The sequence below is a fragment of the Cupriavidus sp. 22TCCZM04-2 genome (genome assembly GCF_057798895.1).
Window position 1 is genome coordinate 12,504 of record NZ_JBYOJS010000014.1, and the last position, 25,586, is coordinate 38,089.

Sequence of the window (25,586 nt, forward strand, 5' to 3'; positions counted from 1 at the left end):
GAAACGCGACATGACAAACCGGACTTCTGCAATGCCCGCCGGGCAATCCCTGAAGAATGCGGTGATGGCCGCCGTGATGACGGCCATCCTGACCATTCCCGTCCTTGGCCTGCAGCTCAAGCTGGAAGGCTACAAGGTCGTGCTGGAGCCGCACTGGCGGCCGGTGTGGATCGCCGTGGCGGCGGTCTTCCTGTTCCAGCTGTTCAAGCCGCTGCTGACGCGCGCGGGCAATGCCGTGCGCCTGCCGGCCATGCCGCAGCTCGGCGTGGGGCAGCAGCGCGCAGCGGTGTGGGTGCTGCTGGCCGTCGGCCTGGTGTGGCCGTTCTTCGGCTCGCGCGGCGCGGTGGACGTGGCCACGCTGGCGCTGATCTACGTGATCCTGGGGCTGGGCCTGAACATCGTGGTCGGCTTTGCCGGCCTGCTGGACCTGGGCTACGTGGGCTTCTACGCCGTCGGTGGCTACACCTACGCGATGCTGAACCAGTACTTCGGGCTCAGCTTCTGGGAATGCCTGCCGATCGCGGCGGGGATGTCGGCCACCTTCGGTTTCCTGCTCGGGTTCCCGGTGCTGCGCCTGCGCGGCGACTACTTGGCTATCGTGACGCTGGGCTTTGGCGAGATCATCCGCCTGCTCGCGCGCAACCTGACCGAGTACACCGGCGGCCCGGACGGCATCTCCGGCATTCCGAAACCGACCGTGTTCGGCTTCGAGATGGCGCGCAGCGCCAGCGTGGAGGGCGCACGCACGTTCCACGAGCTGATCGGCCTGGACTACCAGGGCGAGCACATGGTGATCTTCCTGTACCTGATCGCGCTGCTGCTGGTGGGCTTTACGCTGTTCGTCACCAGTCGCCTGATCCGCATGCCGATGGGCCGTGCCTGGGAAGCGCTGCGCGAAGACGAGATCGCGTGCCGTTCGCTGGGCCTGAACCCGACCCGCATCAAGCTGTCGGCGTTCACGCTGGGCGCGGCCTTTGCCGGCATCGGCGGCGCGTTCTTTGCGGCGCGCCAGGGGCTGGTCAACCCGGAATCGTTCACTTTCATCGAATCGGCGCTGGTGCTGGCCGTGGTGGTGCTGGGCGGCATGGGCTCGCAGCTGGGCGTGATCCTGGCGGCGATCCTGCTGACCGTGCTGCCCGAAGTGGCGCGCGGCTTTGCCGAGTACCGGATGCTGATTTTCGGCCTGGTGATGGTCCTGATGATGATGTGGCGTCCGCAGGGCCTGCTGCCCGCGAGCCGTCCGCACGTGGAGTTGCCGCGATGAGTGCCAATGCAGAATTGCTGAAGGTCTCCGGCCTGCAGATGCGCTTCGGCGGCCTGCTGGCGGTGGATGGAATCGAATTCGACGTGAAGCGCGACGAGGTCTTCGCGATCATCGGCCCGAACGGCGCCGGCAAGACCACGGTGTTCAACTGCGTCGGCGGCTTCTACAAGCCGACGGCGGGCGAGGTCACCATGGACGGCCACGCCATCGCCGGCCTGCCGAGCCATATGGTGGCGCGCCACGGCCTGGTGCGCACGTTCCAGAACATCCGCCTGTTCAAGAACCTGACGGTGGTGGAGAACCTTCTCGTCGCGCAGCACCTCCAGGTGCAGGCCGGCCTCCTGCGCGGGCTGTTCGCCACGCCGGCCTACCGCCGCGCCGAGCGCGAGGCGCTGCAGCGTGCCGCTGACTGGCTGGAGCGCATGGGCCTGACCAAGGTCGCCAACCGCGAGGCCGGCACGCTGTCATACGGCCACCAGCGCCGGCTGGAGATCGCGCGCTGCATGATCACCAAGCCGCGCCTGCTGATGCTCGACGAGCCCGCCGCGGGCCTGAACCCGCAGGAGAAGATCGAGCTGTCGCAGCTCATCGACCAGCTGCGCAAGGAGTTTGGCATCGCCGTGCTGCTGATCGAGCACGACATGAGCCTGGTGATGGGCGTGTCGGACCGCATCCTGGTGATGGAGCACGGCAAGCCGATCGTGATCGGCAAGCCCGACGAAGTGCGCAACGACCCGCGCGTGATCAAGGCCTACCTGGGAGAGGACTGATGCTGAAGCTGGAACAGGTCCATACCCACTACGGCGCCGTGGAGGCGCTGTCGGGCGTATCGATCGAAGTCAACAAGGGGGAGATCGTCACCCTGATCGGCAGCAATGGCGCCGGCAAGACGACGCTGATGATGACCGTGTGCGGCTCGCCGCGCGCCTCGAGCGGCCGCGTGCTGTTCGAGGGGCAGGAGATCACCGGCCGCTCCACGCACGAAATCATGCGCATGGGCATGGCCATCTCGCCCGAAGGGCGGCGCGTGTTTCCGAGCCTGACGGTGCTCGAAAACCTGAAGATGGGGGCGTTCTTCGCCAAGCGCGATGAAATCGAGGCGGGCATCGAGCATGTGTTCAAGCTGTTCCCGCGGCTGAACCAGCGCTCGGGCCAGCGTGCCGGCACCATGTCGGGCGGCGAGCAGCAGATGCTGGCGATCGGCCGCGCGCTGATGAGCCGGCCGCGCCTGCTGTTGCTGGACGAGCCCACGCTTGGCCTGGCGCCGCTGGTCATCGCGCAGATCTTCGACATCATCCGCACCATCCGGCAGGAGGGCGTCACGGTGTTCCTGGTCGAGCAGAATGCCAACAAGGCGCTGCAGGTGGCCGACCGCGGCTACGTGCTGGAAACCGGCAAGGTCGTGCTGGCCGATACCGGCGCCAACCTGCTGGCCAACGACCGGATCAAGGCGGCCTACCTGGGCGGCTGATCCTGCTCCCCTCGTTCCCATGCGGGAGCGAGGGGGCAAAAGTGCTTTCGCCATCCGCGAAGGCCCCCTTTCGCCAATCGCGGCGCAGCGCAACGCTGTGCCGGGGCCGGCTGGCGCTGGTCCCGTGGCATAATCGCTTGAGAAGTCAAGCATCGCAAAAGCGCTCGCTTCGGGCGGCTTCCGGCGTCATTATCGCGGTTGTCGTCACGGTGTCCTGCCCTCCGGCAACGAGGCGGGCGGACAAGAAAAGATCCCTGCAAACCACTACGCGGCACCGCGCCATTTCCACCGAAACTGGACGCTGGCCGCCCCCTGCATCATGGCCAAGACGCTCTACGACAAACTCTGGGATGACCACACCGTCCACGTCGAGGAAGACGGCACCACGCTGCTCTACATCGACCGCCACCTGCTGCATGAAGTCACGAGCCCGCAGGCGTTCGAAGGCCTGAAGATGGCGGAGCGCCCGGTATGGCGCATCAGCGCCAACCTGGCGGTGTCGGACCACAACGTGCCGACGACCGATCGCACCCAGGGCATCGCCGATCCGGTGTCGAAGCTGCAGGTCGATACGCTGGACGCCAATTGCGACAGCTTCGGCATTACCCAGTTCAAGATGAACGATCATCGCCAGGGCATCGTGCACGTGATCGGGCCGGAGCAGGGCGCGACGCTGCCGGGCATGACGGTGGTGTGCGGCGATTCGCATACGTCCACGCACGGCGCCTTCGGCGCGCTCGCGCACGGTATCGGCACGTCGGAAGTCGAGCACGTGCTGGCCACCCAGACGCTGCTGGGCAAGAAGGCCAAGAACATGCTGGTCAGCGTGGAAGGCAAGCTGCCGCGCGGCTGCACCGCCAAGGATATCGTGCTGGCGATCATCGGCAAGATTGGCACGGCCGGCGGCACGGGCTACACCATCGAGTTCGCTGGCTCGGCGATCCGCGACCTGACCATGGAAGGCCGCATGACGGTCTGCAACATGGCCATCGAAGCCGGTGCGCGCGCGGGCCTGGTGGCGGTGGACAACGTCACGCTCGAATACGTGAAGGGCCGCCCGTACGCCCCGCAAGGCGTGGAGTGGGAGCAGGCCGTGGGCTACTGGCGTACGCTGCACTCGGACGCCGGCGCCAAGTTCGATCAGGTGGTCGAGCTGCGTGCCGAAGAAATCCGCCCGCAGGTGACCTGGGGCACTTCGCCCGAGATGGTGGTCAGCATCGAAGACCGCGTGCCGGACCCCGAGAAGGAAAAGGACCCGACCAAGCGCAACGCCATGGAGCGCGCGCTCGAGTACATGAACCTCCAACCCAACGTGCCGATCGAGAGCATCAACGTTGACAAGGTGTTCATCGGCTCCTGCACCAACAGCCGCATCGAAGACATGCGCGCCGCCGCGTGGGTCGTGCAGAAGCTGGGCCGCAAGGTGGCGTCCAACGTCAAGCTGGCGATGGTGGTGCCCGGTTCGGGCCTGGTCAAGGAGCAGGCCGAGCGCGAAGGGCTGGACAAGGTGTTCAAGGCCGCGGGCTTCGAATGGCGCGAGCCCGGCTGCTCGATGTGCCTCGCCATGAATGCCGACCGACTCGATCCGGGCGAGCGCTGCGCATCCACGTCGAACCGCAACTTCGAAGGCCGCCAGGGCGCGGGTGGACGTACGCACCTGGTGAGCCCTGCGATGGCGGCTGCCGCCGCCATCGAAGGCCATTTCGTCGATATCCGCAAGCTGGGTTGAGGACGCGATGAAACGGATCCTGATCGCAGTGCTGGCATGCCTGGGCATGCTGCAGCTGGCCGGCTGCAATACCATGGCCGGCCTGGGCAAGGACACGCAGGCCGCCGGCAGCTCGCTTGAGCGCGCGGCCAAGAAGTAAGGAAAGAGACATGGACAAGTTCACCGTACACAGCGGCCTCGTGGCCCCGCTCGACCGCGAAAACGTCGATACCGACGCCATCATCCCGAAGCAGTTCCTGAAGTCGATCCAGCGTACCGGCTTCGGCCCGAACCTGTTCGACGAGTGGCGCTACAAGGACGTCGGCGAGCCCGGCATGGACAACAGCAAGCGTCCCCTGAACCCGGACTTCGTGCTGAACCAGCCGCGCTACCAGGGCGCGTCGATCCTGCTCGCGCGCCGCAACTTCGGCTGCGGCAGCTCGCGTGAACACGCACCGTGGGCGCTGACGCAATACGGCTTCCGCGCCGTGATCGCGCCGAGCTTTGCCGATATCTTCTTCAACAATTGCTACAAGAACGGCCTGCTGCCGGTGGTGCTGAGCGAGTTGCAGGTCGACCACCTGATCAACGAGACCAACGCCTTCAACGGCTACAAACTGACCATCGACCTGGACAAGCAGGCCGTGATCACGCCGGGCGGCGATGCCTACAGCTTCGACATCGCCCCGTTCCGCAAGTACTGCATGCTGAACGGCTTCGACGACATCGGCCTGACGCTGCGTCATGCCGAGAAGATCAAGGCGTATGAAGCCGAGCGCGTGGCAAGGATGCCGTGGCTGAACAACCGCCTGGTCGGCTGAGCGCGGCAGCAAAAATCAAACGAGGAAAACAGCATGAAGATCGCAGTCCTGCCGGGTGACGGCATCGGTCCGGAAATCGTTGCCGAGGCCGTCAAGGTCCTGAACGCCCTCGACGAGAAGTTCGAGATGGAAACCGCCCCGGTGGGCGGCGCCGGCTACGAGGCCGAAGGCCATCCGCTGCCGGAAAACACGCTGAAGCTCGCCCAGGAAGCCGACGCCATCCTGTTCGGCGCCGTGGGCGACTGGAAGTACGACAGCCTGGAGCGCGCGCTGCGCCCGGAGCAGGCCATCCTGGGCCTGCGCAAGCACCTGCAGCTGTTCGCCAACTTTCGCCCGGCCATCTGCTACCCCGAACTGACGGGCGCATCGAGCCTGAAGCCGGAACTGGTGGCGGGCCTCGACATCCTGATCGTGCGCGAACTGAACGGCGACATCTATTTCGGCCAGCCGCGCGGTGTTCGCGAGGCGCCGGACGGCCTGTTCAAGGGCGCGCGCGAAGGCTTCGACACCATGCGCTACAGCGAGCCGGAAATCCGCCGCATCGCGCACGTCGCGTTCCAGGCCGCGGCCAGGCGCGGCAAGAAGCTCTGCAGCGTGGACAAGGCCAACGTGCTCGAGACCTTCCAGTTCTGGAAGGACATCGTGATCGACGTCAGCAAGGAATATCCGGACGTCGAGCTGTCGCACATGTATGTCGACAACGCCGCCATGCAGCTGATCAAGGCGCCCAAGAGCTTCGACGTGATCGTGACCGGCAACATGTTCGGCGACATCCTGTCGGACGAGGCTGCCATGCTGACCGGTTCGATCGGCATGCTGCCGTCGGCATCGCTCGATGCGAACAACAAGGGCCTGTACGAGCCGTCGCACGGCTCGGCGCCGGACATCGCCGGCAAGGGCGTGGCCAATCCGCTGGCCACCATCCTGTCGGCCGCGATGATGCTGCGCTACTCGCTGAACAAGGCCGAGCAGGCCGATCGCATCGAGAACGCCGTCAAGAAGGTGCTGGCGCAGGGCTATCGCACCGGCGACATCCTGACGCCGGGCTGCAAGCAGGTCGGCACGCGTGAAATGGGCGAAGCCGTACTGGCCGCTCTGTAAGTCACAATCCGGGAAAGGCGCTGCATTGCAGCGCCTTTTCTTTTATTTGTCCTGATTTCCCACGCTGCGGCAGCGCCGCAAAATCGTGTAGACTCTGTGGATGGCCCGATTTTCCCAGTCCACCCTGACTGCTGTTGCTGCCCTGACCGCTACCCGCGGCCCGGTCGGCACGATTTCGCTCGGCCAGACCGCAACGACGATTAAAACTATTATTAAAACCGCGATCGCCTAGATCCGTTCGTCGTGCCTGCCCGTCTTCCCCGCGCAGCCACGCCGGGCGAGGAAAATGGCGGGGAAGTAAAAAACACATCCGAGGTAAATCATGATTGTAGGTCTCGTCGGTTGGCGGGGAATGGTCGGCAGCGTCCTGATGCAGCGCATGCAGGAAGAGCGTGATTTCGACCATATCGAGCCCGTCTTCTTCAGCACGTCCAATGCCGGCGGCAAGGCGCCCGCCATGGCCAAGAACGAAACCACGCTCAAGGATGCCAACGACATCGAGGCACTGAAGAAGTGCGACGTGGTGCTGACCGCCCAGGGCGGCGACTACACCAATGAAGTCTTCCCGAAGCTGCGCGCGGCTGGGTGGAAGGGCTACTGGATCGACGCGGCTTCGTCGCTGCGCATGAAGGACGATGCCATCATCGTGCTGGATCCGGTGAACCAGGGTGTGATCAAGGATGCGCTGTCCAAGGGCGTGAAGAATTTCATCGGTGGCAACTGCACGGTCAGCTGCATGCTGATCGGCCTGGGTGGCCTGTTCCAGGCCGACATGGTCGAATGGATGACGTCGATGACCTACCAGGCAGCCTCGGGCGGCGGCGCGCAGCATATGCGCGAGCTGCTGACGCAGTTCGGCACGCTCAACGCTTCGGTCAGGCCGCTGCTGGACAACCCGGCGTCGGCCATCCTGGAAATCGACCGCCAGATCCTGGCGACGCAGCACGGCCTGTCCGCCGAGGAAACCAAGCAGTTCGGCGTGCCGCTGGCCGGAAACCTGATTCCCTGGATCGACAAGGACCTGGGCAACGGCCAGTCGAAGGAAGAATGGAAGGGCGGCGCCGAGACCAACAAGATTCTGGGCCGCGGCGAAGGGTTCCTGGGCGCGACCGGCGCTACGCCGATCGCCGTGGACGGGCTGTGCGTGCGCATCGGCGCCATGCGCTGCCATTCGCAGGCGCTGACCATCAAGCTGCGCAAGGATGTGCCGCTGGACGAGATCGAAAGCATGCTCGCCGAGGCCAACCAGTGGGCCAAGGTGGTGCCGAACACGCGTGAAGCCAGCATGACGGACCTGACCCCCGCTGCCGTGACCGGCACGCTGACCATTCCGGTCGGCCGCCTGCGCAAGATGCAGATGGGTGGTGAGTACCTGTCCGCCTTCACCGTGGGCGACCAGCTGCTGTGGGGCGCGGCCGAACCGCTGCGCCGTATGCTGCGCATTTTGATCGAGTCCTGATCCTCCGGAACCGACCTTTCGGGACCTGGCGGCTATCGTTGCGGCCAGGCAACAGAAACCCCGGATCAGCCTGTGACGCCGCGCCCCTGCGCGGCGTTGTTACATCTGAACGCCTATTTCCCCGGGGGATGGGTCACAATACGTCGGCATGCGCCTGCGTGCCGGCCTTCGTGTCGGCACTGCGCGCAATCTGGCGACGGGCGCACAAGAATGCCCGCTAGCCGGAGCGAATGCTTTGGGGTCGGGTTTCTATCGCTACTAAAACCATAACGGAGCACAAGGTGAGTGTGAGCCAACATCGCCGGAAAGATGCGCCAACCGTCCGTCAGCGCTGGTCAACGCTGGCCGTTACGGCTATCGGCCTGCTGCTTGCGCAGCCGGCTGCCTATGCCGCGGGGTTCGGGCAATTGCGGGTTCAGTCGAATCTGGGTCAGCCGCTGCAGGCCGAGATCGACATCAGCGGGGTGAGTGCAGAAGAGGCAGCAGGACTCAGCATCAAGCTGGCCCCTCCGGCGGCATATGCCCGCGCGGGGCTGACCTATGTGCCGGCAGTGAGCAGCCTGCGGCTTGACATCGAGCGCCGCGCCAATGGCAGCTACGTGGCCAAGGTCCGGTCCAGCCAGCCGATCAGCGAGCCATTCGTCGACATCCTGGTCGACATGAGCTGGTCCAGCGGCAAGGTGTCGCGGGCCTATACATTCCTGCTTGACCCCGCCGGGGCCAAGCCTTCCAACCAGAGTTTCTCGCCCGCGACGGTCGTGCAGGCCGCCACGCCGGACGCGTCGCCGGCCGCCGCACCGGTGTCGGCACCGCCGCAGCCCGCCGTCGCGCAGGGCACGCAGCCGGCTGCTCCGGCTCCGGTCCCGGCGGCCAAGCCCGCGAGGCAAGCTGCCACGCACCGCGCCCAGCCAGCACAGGCTGGCGCCGACGCAGCCGCAGGCGGTGCGTACACGGTCAAGCGCGGCGACACGCTGTCGTCGATCGCCGGCGATGCCCTGATGGATCAGGAGGGCGTGTCGCTGGACCAGATGCTGGTCGCGCTCTACCGAAACAATCCGAATGCCTTTATCGGCGGCAACATCAACCGCCTGAAATCCGGCACCGTGCTGCAGGTGCCTTCGCGCCAGCAGGCACAGTCGGTGGCGCCCAAGGCTGCCCGCCGCGAGGTGGTTGCGCGCACGCAAGGCTTTGACGCCTACCGGAGCCGCCTGGCGGGTGCCGCCGCGGCCAAGTCGGTCGAGCCGGACAGCGGTCGCCAGCAGTCTGGCAACGTCACCGCACGCGTGCAGGACCAGGCCGTGCCGGCCGCGGGCCCGCAGAACGAACTCAAGCTGAGCAAGGCCGAGCGCTCGGGCGCGGCCAGTGCCGCGGCGCAGGCCGAAGCCAGCGTCGCGCGCGAGCGGCAGTTGAAGGAAGCCGAGAGCCGTCTGGCACAGCTCGAAAAGAACGTCGGCGACATGCAGAAGCTGATCGAGCTGAAGAACAGCGAGATCGCCAAGCTGACTCAGGCCAACCAGGCAGCATTGGCCGACAAGGACAAGGCCGAGAAGGCGGCGGACAAGGCCGCGAAGACGGAAGCCAAGGCGCCGAACGTGGTCGCAGCCGAGCCGCCGAAGGCGGATGCGCCGGCCGAAACCACGCCAGCCACGCCGGCCGCAACCGCGGCACAGGCGACCGCCAGTGCGGCGGCAGCTCCGGCCGCGGCGGCGGCCACTGCAACGGCGGCCGCCTCGGCGCCGGCCGCGGCGGCCAGCGCTGCGCAGGCCGCTGCCCCGGCCGTCAGGCGTCCGCCGGTCGTGGTGCAGGCACAGCCCGCTCCGGAGCCGTCGTTCCTCGACGGCCTGCTGGCCAACCCGATGCTGTTGCCGGGCGGCGGCCTGCTGGTCGCGCTGCTGGGCGGCTATGCAATCTATCGCCGCCGCCAGCAGCAGAAGACGGCCGATAGCGGCGCCTTCGGTGACAGCATCCTGTCGCAGGAAAGCACCGTGATGGCCGGCGCCAATTCGCTGTTTGGCGCCGCCGGTGGCCAGAGCGTGGACACCTCGCAGCACAGCGTGTTCGGTGCCGATTTCCGTATCGGCAACAACATGCCGGAGGCCAGCGAGGTCGACCCGATCGCCGAGGCGGAAGTCTATATCGCCTACGGGCGCGATGTGCAGGCAGAAGAGATCCTGCGCGAAGCGCTCGAGAAGGATCCGGAGCAGCAGCCGATCAGGCTCAAGCTCCTGGAGATTTACAGTAATCGTCAGGATGTGGAAGGTTTCCGCGTGATTGCAGAAGAGATGTTCGCCCAGACCGGTGGACAAGGCGCGGAATGGCTCAAGGCCGCGGAAATGGGGCGCGCACTCGATGCGGGCAATGCGTTGTTCCTGTCGGTGACGCCGGATACCAGTGGTGGTCCAGAAACGGCCACCGCGCCGGGCGATCAGTGGCGCACGCAGGATCCGTCGCAGAACCCTGCCGCGGCGCCGCGCGAAGCCTCGCTGGCGGACCTGGCCCTGCCGCTCGATGCCTTCCCGGCACCGGCGGCCGGCGACCCGATCGTGGCGCCGGAATCGGCCGCACTGGTGTTTGGCGATACCGCCATTCACGCGGACGAGTCGCTTGAACCGGCTGGGAAATTCGACGATGGCCTGGACCTGACGCTGCCGGTTACCGGTGACGACGCCCTGGCGGACGTGCCGCGCCTGGACACGCCGACGCGCTCGCGCGGACTGGATTTCGACATGTCGGGCATCTCGCTCGACCTTAGTGCCGGATCCACGGCCGAAGCGCGCAGCGACGCCGAGGCCGCTACGCCGCTGCCGTCCCCGACCATGATCCGTGACGGCAAGCTGCCCGAGCCGATCGATCTGGCCGCCATTGGCATGAGCGACAGCGGCGCGGACACCACGCCGGGCGTCTCGCCGAGCACGCTGTCGACGGACGGCATTGATGGCGGGCGCGATATGCAGATCAAGCTCGACCTGGCCCGCGCCTACATCGAAATCGGCGACAAGGAAGGCGCGCGCGAACTGCTGCAGGAAGTCGTGGAGCAGTCGCAGGACGACCTGCAAGCCGAGGCGCGCTCGCTGCTGCTCGAGGTCGCCTGAGTTATCATCGACGGTCCGGGCAGGCGGCATGCTTGCCGCGGCCCGAAGCGATGCGCCGGAAGCGTCCCTTCCGGCGCATTTGTTTTTGTCGGCCCCCTCGATTGGCGGGCCAGTCTTCCGCGCCATGAACCGCATCGCCATCGGCCTCCACTACGACGGTGCAGCCTTTTCCGGCTGGCAGTCGCAGCCCCATCGCAATACCGTGCAGGACCACCTCGAGGACGCCATCGAGCGCTTCGCCGGCGTGCGCCTGCTGACCACCGTGGCGGGCCGCACCGATGCCGGCGTGCATGCGCTGGGCCAGGTGATCCACCTCGATACCACGCTGAACCGTGAAAGGTTCTCGTGGGTGCGTGGCGTCAATGCCTTCCTGCCGCCTTCGATTGCGCTGCAGTGGGCGCTTCCGGTCAGTGAGGACTTTCACGCTCGCTTTCTCGCATTCGAGCGCATGTACTACTACGCGCTCTACACCGGGCCGCACCGCGTGCCGCTCGCGCATGGGCGCGCCGGGTATCTGATGCTGCCGCCGGGCCAGCGGCTGGATGTGGATGCCATGCGCGAGGCTTCCCGGTGCCTGCTGGGTGAGCATGATTTTTCGTCGTTCCGCGCCGCCGAGTGCCAGGCCAAATCGCCGGTCAAGACCATGTACGACGTGACGCTGAAGGCGGACGGCAACTGGACCTTCGTGCGGTTTCGCGCCAGTGCCTTCCTGCACCACATGGTGCGCAACCTGATGGGTTGCCTGGTGGCGGTGGGGCGGGGGCGTTACCCGGCGCACTGGCTGGGCGAGGTGCTGAACGGGCGCGATCGCAAGCTTGCCGCACCGACGTTCATGCCCGACGGCTTGTACCTCGCGGACGTGAAGTATCCTGAGGCTTTCCAGATTCCGGCGGCCGACTCGTCCGCCAGCCTGTTCCACGGAGTGTTTCCCCATGACGCAGCCTGAGCGCACCCGCATCAAGATCTGCGGCCTGACGCGCGAGGAAGACGTGCGGGCCGCGGTCGATGCCGGCGCCGATGCCATCGGGCTGGTGTTCTATCCGCCCAGCCCGCGCTACGTCGACCTGGCGCGCGCCGCCCAGCTCGCCGAAGCCGCCGGGCCGTTCGTCTCGGTGGTGGGCCTGTTTGTCAATGCCGACATGGAAGAGGTGGCCCACGTGGCCGAGCGTGTGCCGCTGACGCTGCTTCAGTTCCACGGTGACGAGAGCCCGCAGGACTGCTCGCAGATTGCGCAGCGCTGCCGCCTGCCTTTTCTGCGCGCGGCGCGTGTGCGGCCCGGTCTCGATTTGATAGAATTCGCCGATCAATACCGTGATGCCGCTGGCCTGCTGCTGGATGCCTTCGTCGAGGGCTATGGCGGCGGCGGCCACGTCTTCGACTGGACCCTGATTCCTCCGGCATGGCTCGCTTCCAACCATCCGTCCCATCCGTCCACCCGCAACCCGAACGCAAGCGGCGCTCCTCGCATCGTTTTGAGTGGTGGGTTGAACGCGCAAAACGTCGCTGGCGCGATTGAACGCGTGCGGCCCTACGCTGTGGATGTCAGCAGCGGCGTCGAGGCCGCCAAGGGCGTGAAAGACCACGCCCGCATTGCCGCGTTCGTGCGCGCTGTCCGCAGTGCCGAGGCCGGATGAGGCGAGTCGCAAGATCGCCGCTTTGCCCGGCAGTCCGCTGGCCGCGCCACCCGCATCACCGTCAAATTTGCGCCCTTGCCCCGAGGCAAGGCCGCTGACCTGAAGAGTCCAGACATGTACGACCTGCCCGATTCCCGTGGCCATTTCGGCCCTTATGGCGGCACCTTCGTCTCCGAGACGCTGGTCCACGCGCTCGATGAACTGCGCGAGGCCTATGCCCACTACCAGAAAGATCCGGAGTTCGATGCCGAATTCCGTCGTGAACTGAAGCACTTTGTCGGCCGCCCGTCGCCGATCTACCACGCGCAGCGCTGGAGCGAGCTGCTCGGCGGCGCCCAGGTCTATCTCAAGCGCGAAGACCTGAACCACACCGGCGCCCACAAGATCAACAACGTGATCGGCCAGGCGCTGCTTGCGAAGCGCATGGGCAAGAAGCGCGTGATCGCCGAGACCGGCGCCGGCCAGCACGGCGTGGCCACGGCCACCATTGCCGCGCGTTTCGGCATGGAATGCGTGGTCTATATGGGCTCGGAGGACGTCAAGCGCCAGGCCGCCAACGTCTATCGCATGAAGCTGCTGGGCGCCACCGTGGTGCCGGTGGAAAGCGGCTCGCGCACGCTCAAGGACGCGCTCAACGAAGCCATGCGCGACTGGGTGACCAACGTCGAGAGCACCTTCTATATCATCGGCACTGTCGCCGGCCCGCACCCCTACCCGATGATGGTGCGCGATTTCCAGTGCGTGATCGGCGAGGAAGCCAAGGTGCAGATGCCCGAAATGACCGGCCGCCAGCCGGATGCCGTGATCGCCTGCGTGGGCGGCGGCTCCAATGCGATGGGCATCTTCTACCCGTATATCGAGCACAAGGACGTGCAGCTGATCGGCGTGGAAGCAGCAGGCGATGGCCTGGATACCGGCCGACATGCGGCCTCGCTGACCGGCGGCACGCCCGGCGTGCTGCACGGCAATCGCACCTACCTGCTGCAGGACGAGAACGGCCAGATCATCGAGACGCATTCGGTGTCGGCTGGCCTCGACTATCCGGGCGTCGGACCCGAGCATGCCTGGCTCAAGGACATCGGCCGCGCGCAGTACGTGCCGATCACCGATGAAGAGGCCCTCAAGGCTTTCCACGACTGCTGCCGCATCGAGGGCATCATCCCGGCGCTGGAATCGAGCCACGCCATTGCCTATGCATGCAAGCTGGCGCCAACGCTGCCCAAGGACAAGTTGTTGCTGGTGAACCTGTCCGGCCGCGGCGACAAGGACATGCATACCGTGGCCGAACGTTCGGGGCTCAAGCTCTGATGCGCGCGCTGCCACCTTCCGCACCTTCGGAACTGGCCCTGGGCGGGGCTTCGGACCTGCCCGGCGCGGCGGACGCGCCCGCGCTGCAGCTGTTCCAGGAAGACATGTTCGAGGGCATTGCGCGCCTGCCGGATGGTTCGGTCGACCTCATCGTCGCCGATCCGCCCTACGGGCTGGGCAAGGACTACGGCAATGACTCCGACCTGCTCTCCGGCCAGGCCTACCTGGAGTGGTCCGAGCGCTGGATGGATGCCGTCTGCCCCAAGCTGTCGCCCAAGGGCACGCTGTACCTGTTCTGCACCTGGCAGTACTCGCCCGAGTTGTTTGTCATGCTCAAGCGCCGCCTGACCATGATCAACGAGATCATCTGGGACCGCCGCGTGCCGAGCATGGGCGGCACCACGCGCAAGTACTCGTCGGTGCACGACAACATTGGCTTTTTCGCCAAGGCGCGCGACTACTACTTCGACCTGGACCCGGTGCGCATCCCGTATGACCCGGAGACCAAGAAGGCGCGCAGCCGCCCGCGTTTCGAAGGCAAGAAGTGGCTCGAGATGGGCTACAACCCCAAGGACCTGTGGAGCATCTCGCGCATCCACCGGCAAGACCCGGAACGCGCCAACCATCCCACGCAGAAGCCGCTGGAGATTGTCGAGCGCATGGTGCTGTCGAGCTGTCCGCCGGGCGGCCTGGTGCTGGATCCGTTCGCCGGCAGCGGCACGACCGCCGTGGCGTGCCTGCGCCACGGGCGGCGCTTCGCGGGCTTCGAGATCAATCCCGAGTATGTCGAGGTGGCTCGCGGACGCGTGGCAGCGGCCGTGCAACTGGCCAGGTCCGAGGCGGACCGCAACCCAACATCGGCGGCTGCCAATGACGAGGATTCGTCGGCGCAGCGGCCTCACCTGATTCCCTGATATGTCCCGCATCCAGAAGACATTCGCGGCGCTGGCCGCGCAGAACAAGAAGGGCCTGATTCCGTTCATCACCGCTGGCGACCCGGAACCGGGCCTGACCGTGGCCCTGATGCACGCGCTCGTTGCCGGCGGCGCCGACGTGATCGAGCTCGGCGTGCCGTTTTCCGATCCGATGGCCGATGGCCCGGTGATCCAGCGTGCTTCCGAGCGCGCACTGGCCAGTGGCGTGTCGCTCACGCAGGTGCTGCAGTGGGTGCGTGAATTCCGCCAGACCAATGCCGACACGCCGGTCGTGCTGATGGGCTATGCCAATCCGATCGAGCGCATGGGCGAAGCCGCCTTTGCCGGTGCCGCTCGCGACGCGGGCGTGGATGGCGTGCTGGTGGTCGACTACCCGCCCGAGGAGTGCGAGTCCTTCGCCGCGCTGATGCGCGACAACGGCATCGACCCGATCTTCCTGCTCGCACCGACCTCCACCGACGACCGCATCGCGGCCGTGGGCAAGGTGGCGAGCGGCTATGTCTACTATGTCTCGCTCAAGGGCGTGACCGGCTCGGCAACGCTCGACCTGGACAGCGTGGCGGCGCGCATGCCGCTGATCAAGAAGCACGTCAACCTGCCGGTCGGCGTGGGTTTCGGCATCCGCGATTCGGAAACCGCGCGCGCCATCAGCGGCGTGTCCGACGCCGTGGTGATCGGCAGCCGGCTTGTGCAGCTGCTCGAAGACGCACCGCGAGCCCAGGCGGTCGAGTCGCTGCGCTCGTTCATTGCCGGGATTCGCCAGGCCATGGACGCCTGAAGTGATCCATTGCCGGCTTAAGGACTGCTAAAAAGTGCCGAAGCGTGCGCCTGATGCGCGTTCTGCTTCGGCTGATCCTTGTCGGCATGGTAAATTCCCGGGTTGATTCCCTGTCGTTGCCCTGGCTATCGCCGGGCCGATGCGTAATGTTCGTCATGCAATCGTCATGCCGTCGCGCACGGTGAACGGCAGTCATCCGAAAGGAGCTTTCATGAGCTGGTTGGATAAACTCCTGCCCCCAAAGATTCAACAGACCGACCCCCGTACCCGCAAGGGCATTCCCGAGGGGCTGTGGGTCAAGTGCCCGTCGTGCGAGTCCACCCTGTACCGGACCGACGTCGAGGCCAACCTGCACGTCTGCCCGAAGTGCGACCACCATATGCGGATCAGCGCGCGTGCGCGCCTGGATGCGCTGCTCGATGCCGAAGGCCGTTATGAGATCGGCCAGGAAATCGTGCCGGTGGATGCCCTCAAGTTCAAGGACAGCAAGAAGTACCCCGACCGCATCAAGGCGGCCATGGATGACACCGGCGAGACCGATGCCATGGTCGTGATGGGCGGTGCCATCCACACCATTCCGGTGGTGGCAAGCTGCTTCGAGTTCGAATTCATGGGCGGCTCGATGGGCTCCGTGGTCGGCGAGCGCTTCGTGCGCGGTGCCCAGGCGGCGCTGGAGCAGAAGGTGCCGTTCATCTGCTTTACCGCCACGGGCGGTGCGCGCATGCAGGAAAGCCTGCTGTCGCTGCTGCAGATGGCCAAGACCACGGCCATGCTGAACCAGCTGTCCGCGTCGAAGCTGCCGTTCATCAGCGTGCTCACCGACCCGACCATGGGCGGCGTGTCCGCGAGCTTCGCGTTCCTGGGCGACGTGGTGATCGCCGAGCCCAAGGCGCTGATCGGCTTTGCCGGCCCGCGCGTGATCGAGCAGACCGTGCGCGAAAAGCTGCCGGAAGGCTTCCAGCGTTCGGAGTTCCTGGTGCAGAAGGGCGCCATCGACATGATCGTCGACCGCCGCAAGATGCGCGCCGAGCTGGCGCAACTGCTTGCGCTGCTGCAGAAGCAGCCCGCGGACGCGGTCGCGTAAAAGCGCATCGGTGGACCAGGCAAGGGCGCGGGCGGTTGACGCGCCTTTTGCTTTTGCTGGCGCCACCGCGCAACAGCGAACTTGACTTTCAGGCCGGCTGGCCAAATCTAGTAGCAAAGCCTCTTCACCCCCCTCATGCCTGTCTTCCACACCCTTCCCGAATGGCTCGCCCATCTCGAAACTGCCCATCCCGTGGGCATCGACATGGGCCTGACCCGCATCACGCGCGTCAAGGAAGCGCTGGGCCTGCGCATCGATGCCGTGGTGTTCACGGTTGGCGGCACCAACGGCAAGGGCTCAACCTGCGCCATGCTGGAGCGCATCCTGCTGGAGGCGGGCTACAAGGTGGGCTGCCATACGTCGCCGCACCTGGTGTCGTTCAATGAGCGCGCCCGCATCAATGGCGAGTTCGCCACGGACGCGCAACTGCTGCCGCACTTCGAAGCGGTGGAACGCGCCCGCACGAGCTTTGCCGATCCGGTGAGCCTGACGTACTTCGAGTTCACCACGCTCGCCATCATCCATATGTTTGCGGCGGCCGGGCTCGATGCCATGGTGCTGGAAGTGGGGCTGGGGGGCCGGCTCGACGCCGTCAACGTGATCGACACGGACTGCGCGGTCATCACCAGCGTCGATATCGATCACACGCAATACCTCGGCGACACGCGCGAGAAGATCGGCTTCGAGAAGGCCGGCATCTTCCGTCCTGGCGTGCCGGCGATCTGCGGCGACCCGGTGCCGCCGCAATCGCTGGTGGACCACGCCGAGGCGATCGGCGCCGACCTGTGGCTGGTCGGGCGCGATTTCCGGCACCAGGCCGCCAAGGGCCAGGAACGCCAGCAGTGGGACTGGAGCGGGCGCGAGCGCAAGCTCAACGGCCTCGGCTATCCCGCGCTGCGCGGCGCCAACCAGCTGCTGAATGCGTCGGCGGCGCTGGCTGCGCTGCAGGCCATGCGTCCGCAGCTGCCCGTCAGCGCGCAGGAAGTCCGCAATGGCCTGGCCTTCGTCGAACTGCCGGGGCGCTTCCAGGTCCTGCCCGGGCGGCCGGCCGTGATCCTCGACGTGGCGCATAACCCGCATGCGGCGGCCACGCTGGGGCAGAACATGGAGAACATGGGCTTCTTCCGCTATACCTACGCGGTGTTCGGCGCCATGCAGGACAAGGATCTCGCGGGGGTGCTGAGCCAGGTTGCCGACAAGGTCGACCACTGGTGCCTGTGCGACCTGCCGACCGAGCGTGCCGCTACCGCCGCCGATTTGCTGCTGAAGCTTGAAGAGGGCGGTTTCCAGGCGGGGCCGGACGCCACGGCGGCCTGCTTTTCCAGCCCCGAGGCGGCTTACAGGGATGCCATCGAGAGAGCGACCGAGAATGATAGAATTCTGGTCTTCGGATCGTTCTATACCGTTGCCGGCGTGATGGCTTACCGCGCCACGCAGGCAAACTAGCGGTACCGCCGCCGGTACGATCGTTGCAGCGCAACGGTCGTGCGGCAATCGAGCGACAAACCAGCGGTCGACACCGACTCAACACGGACGGCCGCCGCACCGAACCAATCTATGGGCCTGCTTTCGCTGTTTTCTTCCCGCAAGGGCAACGACCCGGCACCCGAGCGTGCGCGTCGCCAGCGCACCGATCCTGGTGCAGGCATCGCCTCGTCGCGCCGGCTGGCGGAGGAATATGCCGATGACACGCTGGATCCCGAGTTCCCGCAGAAGCAGCGCGCACGCCGCCGCCTGATCGGCGCCGTGGTGCTGGTGGTGGCCGCCGTCATCGTGCTGCCCATCATCTTCGAAACCAAGCCGCGCCCGGTCTCCGACGATGTGTCGGTAAAGGTCTCGGGCGGCCAGGCCGCGCAGAAGCCGAAGGTCGAAGCCCGCAAGGCCGAGCCGCTGCCGCCGGCCCCGCAATCCCAGCAGGCCCGCGGCGAAGGCGCCGAAGCGCTCGATGCCGGCGAGGAGCTCGTAAGCACGCCTGCAAAGCCTGCCGCGGCGGCGGAAAAGCCTGCTGCCCGTGCGGACGCCAAGCCCGCCGAAGCCAAGACCGCCGAGGCCAAGCCGCAAGGCAGCGGCAAGTACCTGATCCTGATTGGCGCCTTCTCTTCGGAAGAGCGGGCGAAGAACTGGCTGGCCAAGCTCAAGGCGAGCAAGGTGCCGGCGTATGTGGAAAAGAAAGTGCTGGCCGACGGCGAACGAATCCTGCTGCGCGCGGGCCCCTTCAATGACCGGGATGCCGCCGATGCCGCCGACAAGCGCGTGCGCGCGGTCGGCCTGACGTCGAAGGTGGTGGAACAGTAAGCCCGTGTGGCCGCGCGTGGCGCGGCCGCCAGCAACGATGCAGCCGACTTTCTTCGACTACGCAGTCGTCTTCACCCTGCTTGCTTCCGGCCTGATCGGCGTGCTGCGCGGACTGGTCCGCGAGGTGCTGTCGCTGATCGGCTGGGTCGTGGCGTTCTGGGTGGCCTATCGCTTTGGCGGCGTGGCCGCGGGCTGGATGCCCGAGTCGCTGCCCGGCGGCGAAATCGCGCGCCATGCGCTCGGCTTTATCACCTTGCTGATCGGCACCGTGATCGGCGCGGCGCTGGCGGGCACGGTGATCGGCCAGTTGCTGGAGAGCACCGGCCTGAAGCCGGCGGATCGCGGGCTCGGGCTGGTGTTCGGGCTGCTGCGCGGCGCGCTGCTGGTGATGCTGCTGGTCACGCTGGCCGGCCTGACGAAATTGCCGGAAGAGGAATTCTGGCGCGACGCGGTGAGCCGCCCTTATGTGATGCAGGCCATGGAATCGCTGAAGCCATGGCTGCCACCGGAGCTGGCGAAGTACGTCAAGACATGACATTAGGCCTGGCACCCATGCCTGGCCGGTACGAAACGCAAGCCGTGTCCTAAGGACAAGGCTGCGCCCCTGAATCAAAGCCTTTCCCTGGGAGCTTGGCATGTGCGGTATCGTCGGCGTGGTCTCCACCTCGCCTGTCAACCAATTGATTTACGACAGCCTGCTGTTGTTGCAACACCGCGGACAGGATGCTGCCGGCATCGCCACCGCCAACGGCAGTACCTTCCACATGCACAAGGCCAACGGCCTCGTGCGCGACGTGTTCCGCACGCGCAATATGCGCGGCTTGCCCGGCACGGCTGGTATCGGCCAGGTCCGCTACCCGACCGCGGGCTCGGCATCGAGCGAAGAAGAGGCGCAGCCTTTCTACGTCAACGCGCCGTACGGCATCATCCTGTCGCACAACGGCAACCTGACCAACTGGCAGCAGCTGCGCGAAGAGATGTTCCGCCGCGATCGCCGCCACATCAACACGCACTCGGACACCGAGGTGCTGCTGAACGTGCTGGCCGACGAGCTGCAACGTGCCAGCCATGGCATGGCGCTGGAACCCGAGACCATCTTCACAGCCGTTGCCGGTATGCACCGCCGTGTGAAGGGCTCGTACGCCATTGCCGCGCAGATCGCGGGCTACGGCATGCTGGCCGTGCGCGACCCATTCGGCATCCGCCCGCTGTGCCTGGGCAGCGTGGACACGCCGAGCGGCAAGGAGTGGATGGTGGCGTCCGAGTCGGTGGCGCTTGAAGGCATCGGCTACCGCCTGGAGCGCGATGTGGCGCCCGGTGAAGCCATCTTCATCGACCTCGACGGCAAGCTGCACAGCAAGCAGTGCGCGGACAATCCCGTGCTGACGCCGTGTATCTTCGAATACGTCTACCTGGCGCGCCCGGATTCCTGCATCGACGGCGTTCCCGTCTATGACGCACGCCTGCGCATGGGCGATTACCTGGCCGAGAAGATCCGCCAGGAAGTCTCGGCCGGCGACATCGACGTGGTCATGCCGATTCCCGATTCCAGCCGCCCGGCCGCCATGCAGGTGGCCAACCGGCTGGGCGTCGGCTACCGCGAAGGCTTTTTCAAGAACCGCTACGTGGGCCGCACGTTCATCATGCCGGGCCAGGCGGTGCGCAAGAAGTCGGTGCGCCAGAAGCTCAACGCCATGGGCGTGGAGTTCAAGGGCAAGAACGTGCTGATCGTCGATGACTCGATCGTGCGCGGTACCACTTCGTTCGAAATCGTGCAGATGGCGCGCGACGCGGGCGCCAACAAGGTGATCTTTGCCTCGGCCGCGCCGCCGGTGAAGTACCCGAACGTGTACGGCATCGACATGCCGACGCGCAGCGAGCTGGTGGCCCATGGCCGCACGCACGAAGAGATCGCGAAGATCATCGGCGCCGACAAGCTCGTGTACCAGGACGTGGAGGCGATGAAGCAGGCCGTACGCGACATCAACCCTGCGCTCAAGGACTTCGACGCTTCGTGCTTCGACGGCCGCTATATCACCGGCGACATCGACGAAGCCTACCTGGAACGCCTGGAAACCGCGCGCAGCCAGGCCGACCGCGAAGGCACCGGCGACATGGAGCGCTCGCAACTGCACCTGCAGCGTTCGGGCGGCAACGAGTAAGCCGCGCCGGCCCCGCGTGCGTTGACGAATGCGAGGCCCGGCCGTAACATGGCCGGGCGTCGATTTGAAGGTCAGCTTGCGGACGCGGGTCCTGCCCGAAACAGCTAAAGAGATAGCCGTCAGAGGATTGCCGTCAGAAGGGAAACAAGCGGCTGTAGCCGCGCAATCCCGAGTCAATCCCAAGGTATCCGCAGAACACGCAAGCCCGTCGATCCGACCACCCGATCGCACGGGCTTTTTTCATGGCCGGCTGCTTTGCCGCCGGTTTGTTGGAACCACTGCATTCACGCGGGTACGACCGCGCCATCAGCATGAACGAACCGCTCAATCCTGAATCGCTTGGCATCGATACCCTCGGCGTGCGCGCCGGCACGCTGCGCAGCGAATACATGGAGCACTCCGAGGCGATGTACCTGACCTCGAGCTTCTGCTTCAACAGCGCCGCCGAAGCCGCGGAACGCTTCGCCAACTCGGAAGAGGGCTTCACCTATTCGCGCTTCACCAACCCGACGGTGTCGATGTTCCAGTCGCGCCTGGCGGCGCTGGAGGGCGCGGAGTCCTGCATGGCGACTGCCTCGGGCATGAGCGCGATCCTCTCGGTGGTGATGTCGCTGATGCAGGCGGGCGATCACCTGGTGAGCTCGCGCGCGATCTTCGGCTCGACCATGACGATGTTCGGGAATATCTTCGCGAAGTTCGGCATCGAGACCACCTTCGTCGATCCGGCGGATCTGAACGCATGGCGCGCGGCGGTGCGGCCGACCACGAAGATGTTCTTCCTGGAAACCCCGTCGAATCCGCTCACCGAAGTGGCCGACATCGCCGCCGTGGCCGAGATCGCCCACGATGCCGGCGCGCAGCTCGTCGTCGACAACTGCTTCTGTTCGCCGGCGCTGCAGCAGCCGATCAAGTTCGGCGCGGATATCGTGGTGCATTCGGCCACCAAGCATATCGACGGACAAGGCCGCGTGCTGGGCGGCGCGGTGGTCGGCACGCGCGACTTCATCATGGGCAAGGTATTCCCGTTCGTGCGCACCGCCGGCCCGACGCTGTCCGCTTTCAACGCCTGGGTGCTGCTCAAAGGCATGGAAACGCTGGCCATCCGAATGGAGCGGCATTCCCTCAACGCGCTCGCGCTGGCCGAGTTCCTGGAATCGCATCCTGCCGTGGCGCGCGTGTTCCACCCCGCGCTCAAGTCGCATCCGCAGCACGAGATCGCCATGCGCCAGCAGAGCGGCGGTGGCGCTATCGTGTCGTTCGAACTGAAAGGCGCCACGCCCGAGCAGCAGCGCGCGAATGCCTGGCGCGTGATCGACAACACGCGGCTGTGCTCGATCACCGGCAACCTCGGCGACACGCGTACCACGATCACGCATCCGTACACGACCACGCATGCGCGCGTCACGCCCGAAGCCAAGGCGGCTGCGGGCGTCGGCGAAGGGCTGATTCGACTGGCGGTGGGGCTGGAGTCGGTGGCCGACCTGAAGGCCGACCTGCTGCGCGGACTGGGCGAGTAAGAGGACTGCGTGGTGCCGGCTCAGGGCACCTGGGCCGGTGTCTCGCTATCGCTGCCGGCCACGGCCTTGACGCCGGCCTTGGTCACGTCATAGGTTGCTCCGACCGCCGTCGAAGCAACGCTGACGGCGGCAGAGCCTACGGTCGCCACGGTCGATACGGCTGCGCTGCCAACGGCCACGGTTGCCCCAACGACGCTGCATCCCGCAAGCGTGACGCCAGCCAATACGGCGCCGGTGACGCAGACGGCCAGATGTAAAGGGCGGGGAGAACCGGAAAACGAAAACGGCATGCAGGGCGGCCCGGCGGGCATATGGATAAGCGCCGGGTCATCGGGCCCGGGCAACCGGCCGCTGGCGCATCTCAGCGCAGCAAGCGGCGCCGCAACAGTACCAGCGAAAGCACCAGCGCGACAATGGCGTAAGCGGCCAGCACCGCGATATGCAGTCCGGCGTTGTCGACCGGACGTGCGAGCATCAGCGGCCGGATCAGCGCCACCGCATGCGCGAGGGGCAGGACATTGGTGGCCGCGCGTGCGCCCTCCGGCAACTGTTCAAGCGGAAAGAAGACACCCGAGAGCAGCAGCATCGGGGTGATGACCAGCGTCTGGTAGAACATGAAGAAGTCATAGCCGGGGGCCAGCGCCGTCACGATCATCGCCAGGCTGGCGAACGTGATGCCCGCCAGCACGATCACCGGCAGCGCGAGCAGCGCTCCCGGCATGTGCGCATATCCCAACGCTCCCGCCACCAGCATGATGGCGAGCCCCGACAGAACGGCCTTGCTGGCTGCCCACAGGATCTCTCCGAGCACCACGTCGCCGAGGGTCAGCGGCGCATGCATGATCGCTTCCCACGTGCGCTGCACGTGCATGCGCGAGAAAGCCGAATACATGGACTCGAAGCTGGCCGACATCATCACGCTCGATGCCGTGGTGCCAGCCGCGAGAAAGGCAATATACGGAACCCCATGCACCTGCCCGACCAGCAGGCCAAGCCCGATCCCCAGGCCGAACAGGTAGATCATCGGGTCGGCCAGGTTGCCGATCATCGATGGCAGCGCCAGCTTCTTCCACACCATGTAGTTGCGGTACCAGACCATCATCCAGTTGCGCAGGTTGCGGGGCAGCACCGGCTGCCGATAGTGCTGCCGCGGTTCGGTGCCCTGGCGGGCGTGGCCGACCTCTGCGGTGGCCGCTTCCTGGCGCGGATCCTGTTCGCTCATGTCAGTCCCTCATCTCGCGGCCGGTCAGCTTGAGGAACACGTCCTCGAGGTTGGCCGGCCGGTGCAGGTAGCGTACGCCGCTCTGGCCGTGCAGGGCGGCCAGCAGCGGGGCGGGCTCGCGCACGTAGCAGAAGAGCGTCTCGCCGCTCATTTCGGTGCGCTCGGCCAGCGGTGTCAGGCTGCCGCGCAGCGTGTCGAGTTCATCGCCATAGACTTCGACCACGTCGCACCCGATCTGGCTGTCGATCAACTCGTGCGGCTTGCCTTCGGCAATCTTGCGGCCGCCGTCGATCACGCACAGGTAGTTGCACAGGCGCTCGGCCTCTTCCATGAAGTGCGTGGTCAGCAGGATGGTCTTGCCGCTGGCCATCAGCGATTTCAGCCGTTCCCAGATCAGGTGCCGGGCCTGCGGGTCGAGCCCCGTGGTGGGCTCGTCCATGATCAGCAGGTCGGGGTCGTTGATCAGCGCGCGGGCCACCGTCAGGCGCCGGCGCATGCCGCCGGACAGGTCGCGCACCTGGGCATTGGCACGGTTCTCCAGTCGCGCGAATTCGAGCAGGGCAGGTACGCGCTGCGCGATCACGGCCGAGGGCAGGCCAAAGTAACGGCCGAAAATGCGCAGGTTCTCGATGACCGAGAAATCCGGGTCGAGGTTGTCGAACTGCGGCACCACGCCCACGCGCATGCGCGCCTGCGGCGCGCGCTCGGGAATCGGTTCGCCGCAGAGCGTCAGCGAGCCGCCTGCCGGTGTGGTCAGGCCCAGCAGCAGCCGTAGCGTCGTGGTCTTGCCGGCACCGTTGGGCCCGAGCAGCCCGAAGCACTGGCCGCGATGCACCCGCAGGTCCAGGTCGTTGACGACGACTGTATCGCCGTATTGCTTGCGCACCTTGCGCAACTCCAGGATGGCAGTCAAGGCAGGAAGACGGTTGGCGCGCCGGCGGGCGCAATATCCGCCATTATGCCGGTCATCGTCACGCATGACCGGTGCTGCGCTGCACTATGCCCCGGGGTTGCTTCAGCGTGGTGGCGTGAAACGTGCGTACATAAAAAAACCGCCAGCATGCTGGCGGTTTTTTTATGGTGCGAACCGAATCAGTACATCTTCTTCGGCAGCATCTGCATGCGCAGGCGCTTGCGCAGGCGCGCTTCGGCAGCCTTCTTCTTGCGCTTGCGCTCGGTCGTGGGCTTTTCGTAGGCGGTGCGGCTCTTCAGCTCGACGATCAGGCCAGTCTGCAGAATGGAGCGGCGGAAGCGACGCATTGCAACTTCAACCGGCTCACCGGGTTTCAAGACGATCTTGGTCAATTCAGTCCTTTAGGGGATGGCTGCCGCGCAAGCGGCTGGTTCAAACGAGGGGAAACTGCGGCCGCCGGGGCGGCTGGTATTGCACACGGGGCAGACACTGCCCTGTATGCACCCCCGCGAACCTGAAAGATGTGGACCGGTGAGTCCGTGCAACCAGTGTCAGGGGTGATAGCGCCGGGTTCCTTATGCATCGGGGAGCCTGGCAGTACCGGTTTCCGTAAAAAGCTATACGCCCGTAACTATGGCACGTATACGACGCAAATGTCAAGAACGTGCCGTGATTCGGAGGCATCGCGCGCTACGCGTTACCAGTAATGTGGCCCGTGAATCGCCCCCGGAGCCGTGATGCCGACTTCAGGGCGGTGCCAGCCAAGGCCGTGAATTTACACCAGGTTATGCCGCGGCGGGAATTCTCGGCCGTCCTGCGTCT

At 65.9% G+C, this 25,586-nt stretch carries 25 protein-coding genes; 20 read left to right on the forward strand and 5 right to left on the reverse strand.

Annotated features, from left to right (window positions below):
• Positions 1-10: 10 nt before the first annotated feature.
• The 7 genes from AC3FKG_RS19850 to leuB all read left to right on the forward strand — a co-directional run bounded on the left by AC3FKG_RS19850 (position 11) and on the right by leuB (position 6,365).
• Positions 11-1,264 carry a high-affinity branched-chain amino acid ABC transporter permease LivM gene (locus AC3FKG_RS19850; protein ID WP_488743964.1) on the forward strand — a complete coding sequence of 418 codons (1,254 nt, stop codon included), beginning with the start codon at positions 11-13 and terminating at the stop codon, positions 1,262-1,264.
• Positions 1,261-2,034, forward strand: coding sequence for a high-affinity branched-chain amino acid ABC transporter ATP-binding protein LivG (livG, locus tag AC3FKG_RS19855; protein ID WP_483708698.1), 774 nt, complete (start codon positions 1,261-1,263; stop codon positions 2,032-2,034). Before AC3FKG_RS19850 ends, livG begins: the two co-directional genes overlap by 4 nt.
• Entirely contained in the window at positions 2,034-2,735 is a 702-nt protein-coding gene (locus AC3FKG_RS19860; protein ID WP_483708697.1) for an ABC transporter ATP-binding protein, read from the forward strand. The genes livG and AC3FKG_RS19860 overlap by 1 nt, the downstream gene beginning before the upstream one ends.
• A gap of 319 nt (positions 2,736-3,054) precedes the next feature.
• Positions 3,055-4,464, forward strand: coding sequence for a 3-isopropylmalate dehydratase large subunit (gene leuC / locus AC3FKG_RS19865; RefSeq protein ID WP_483708696.1), 1,410 nt, complete (start codon positions 3,055-3,057; stop codon positions 4,462-4,464).
• Between the two features lie 7 nt (positions 4,465-4,471).
• The gene (locus AC3FKG_RS19870) at positions 4,472-4,603 is read left to right on the forward strand and encodes an entericidin A/B family lipoprotein (RefSeq protein WP_483708695.1); all 132 of its coding nucleotides are present in this window, start codon (positions 4,472-4,474) and stop codon (positions 4,601-4,603) included.
• 10 nt (positions 4,604-4,613) lie between these two features.
• Positions 4,614-5,264: a 3-isopropylmalate dehydratase small subunit gene (gene leuD, locus AC3FKG_RS19875; RefSeq protein ID WP_483708694.1), complete on the forward strand. Its 651-nt coding sequence runs from the start codon at positions 4,614-4,616 to the stop codon at positions 5,262-5,264.
• Between the two features lie 33 nt (positions 5,265-5,297).
• A complete protein-coding gene (leuB, locus tag AC3FKG_RS19880; RefSeq protein WP_488743965.1) occupies positions 5,298-6,365 on the forward strand; it encodes a 3-isopropylmalate dehydrogenase in 1,068 nt (355 codons plus the stop codon).
• A 1-nt stretch (position 6,366) separates the two neighbouring features.
• Here the strand turns inward: leuB and AC3FKG_RS19885 are convergent, their stop codons facing one another.
• The gene (locus tag AC3FKG_RS19885; RefSeq protein WP_488744014.1) at positions 6,367-6,771 is read right to left on the reverse strand and encodes a hypothetical protein; all 405 of its coding nucleotides are present in this window, start codon (positions 6,769-6,771) and stop codon (positions 6,367-6,369) included.
• Here AC3FKG_RS19885 and asd point away from each other — a divergent pair.
• From asd to AC3FKG_RS19950, 13 genes are all read left to right on the forward strand, one after another.
• Positions 6,688-7,824, forward strand: coding sequence for an aspartate-semialdehyde dehydrogenase (gene asd / locus AC3FKG_RS19890; protein ID WP_483708692.1), 1,137 nt, complete (start codon positions 6,688-6,690; stop codon positions 7,822-7,824). The two genes, AC3FKG_RS19885 and asd, sit on opposite strands and share 84 nt — an antisense overlap.
• Positions 7,825-8,105: 281 nt before the next feature.
• Positions 8,106-10,916, forward strand: a complete 2,811-nt coding sequence (locus AC3FKG_RS19895) for a motility hub landmark protein FimV (protein WP_488743966.1) — start codon at positions 8,106-8,108, stop codon at positions 10,914-10,916.
• A 124-nt stretch (positions 10,917-11,040) separates the two neighbouring features.
• Entirely contained in the window at positions 11,041-11,862 is an 822-nt protein-coding gene (gene truA, locus AC3FKG_RS19900; protein ID WP_483708690.1) for a tRNA pseudouridine(38-40) synthase TruA, read from the forward strand.
• On the forward strand, positions 11,849-12,550 hold the full coding sequence (locus AC3FKG_RS19905; RefSeq protein ID WP_483708689.1) for a phosphoribosylanthranilate isomerase: 702 nt from the start codon (positions 11,849-11,851) through the stop codon (positions 12,548-12,550). Before truA ends, AC3FKG_RS19905 begins: the two co-directional genes overlap by 14 nt.
• A gap of 114 nt (positions 12,551-12,664) precedes the next feature.
• Positions 12,665-13,858 carry a tryptophan synthase subunit beta gene (gene trpB / locus AC3FKG_RS19910; RefSeq protein WP_483708688.1) on the forward strand — a complete coding sequence of 398 codons (1,194 nt, stop codon included), beginning with the start codon at positions 12,665-12,667 and terminating at the stop codon, positions 13,856-13,858.
• A complete protein-coding gene (locus AC3FKG_RS19915) occupies positions 13,858-14,772 on the forward strand; it encodes a DNA-methyltransferase (protein WP_483708687.1) in 915 nt (304 codons plus the stop codon). Before trpB ends, AC3FKG_RS19915 begins: the two co-directional genes overlap by 1 nt.
• Position 14,773: 1 nt before the next feature.
• Positions 14,774-15,571, forward strand: coding sequence for a tryptophan synthase subunit alpha (gene trpA, locus AC3FKG_RS19920; RefSeq protein ID WP_488743967.1), 798 nt, complete (start codon positions 14,774-14,776; stop codon positions 15,569-15,571).
• Positions 15,572-15,782: 211 nt separating this feature from the next.
• Entirely contained in the window at positions 15,783-16,655 is an 873-nt protein-coding gene (gene accD, locus AC3FKG_RS19925) for an acetyl-CoA carboxylase, carboxyltransferase subunit beta (protein WP_483708685.1), read from the forward strand.
• A gap of 135 nt (positions 16,656-16,790) precedes the next feature.
• Complete coding sequence (folC, locus tag AC3FKG_RS19930; RefSeq protein ID WP_483708684.1) at positions 16,791-18,101, forward strand: bifunctional tetrahydrofolate synthase/dihydrofolate synthase; 1,311 nt, start codon at positions 16,791-16,793, stop codon at positions 18,099-18,101.
• A gap of 111 nt (positions 18,102-18,212) precedes the next feature.
• The gene (locus tag AC3FKG_RS19935) at positions 18,213-18,950 is read left to right on the forward strand and encodes an SPOR domain-containing protein (RefSeq protein ID WP_483708683.1); all 738 of its coding nucleotides are present in this window, start codon (positions 18,213-18,215) and stop codon (positions 18,948-18,950) included.
• 37 nt (positions 18,951-18,987) lie between these two features.
• Positions 18,988-19,485 (forward strand): CvpA family protein, encoded by a 498-nt coding sequence (locus tag AC3FKG_RS19940; RefSeq protein WP_483708682.1) that lies wholly within the window; start codon positions 18,988-18,990, stop codon positions 19,483-19,485.
• A gap of 100 nt (positions 19,486-19,585) precedes the next feature.
• Positions 19,586-21,112: an amidophosphoribosyltransferase gene (gene purF / locus AC3FKG_RS19945; protein ID WP_483708681.1), complete on the forward strand. Its 1,527-nt coding sequence runs from the start codon at positions 19,586-19,588 to the stop codon at positions 21,110-21,112.
• Positions 21,113-21,423: 311 nt separating this feature from the next.
• Positions 21,424-22,629 carry an O-succinylhomoserine sulfhydrylase gene (locus AC3FKG_RS19950; protein ID WP_483708680.1) on the forward strand — a complete coding sequence of 402 codons (1,206 nt, stop codon included), beginning with the start codon at positions 21,424-21,426 and terminating at the stop codon, positions 22,627-22,629.
• Positions 22,630-22,649: 20 nt separating this feature from the next.
• Here AC3FKG_RS19950 and AC3FKG_RS19955 read toward each other — a convergent pair whose 3' ends face one another.
• The 4 genes from AC3FKG_RS19955 to rpsU form a co-directional block, all read right to left on the reverse strand.
• A complete protein-coding gene (locus AC3FKG_RS19955; RefSeq protein ID WP_483708679.1) occupies positions 22,650-22,808 on the reverse strand; it encodes a hypothetical protein in 159 nt (52 codons plus the stop codon).
• A 182-nt stretch (positions 22,809-22,990) separates the two neighbouring features.
• Positions 22,991-23,851 (reverse strand): ABC transporter permease, encoded by an 861-nt coding sequence (locus AC3FKG_RS19960; protein ID WP_483708678.1) that lies wholly within the window; start codon positions 23,849-23,851, stop codon positions 22,991-22,993.
• A 1-nt stretch (position 23,852) separates the two neighbouring features.
• Entirely contained in the window at positions 23,853-24,764 is a 912-nt protein-coding gene (gene nodI, locus AC3FKG_RS19965) for a nodulation factor ABC transporter ATP-binding protein NodI (protein WP_488744012.1), read from the reverse strand.
• A 179-nt stretch (positions 24,765-24,943) separates the two neighbouring features.
• Positions 24,944-25,156, reverse strand: a complete 213-nt coding sequence (gene rpsU / locus AC3FKG_RS19970; protein ID WP_211948988.1) for a 30S ribosomal protein S21 — start codon at positions 25,154-25,156, stop codon at positions 24,944-24,946.
• Between the last annotated feature and the right edge of the window lie 430 nt (positions 25,157-25,586).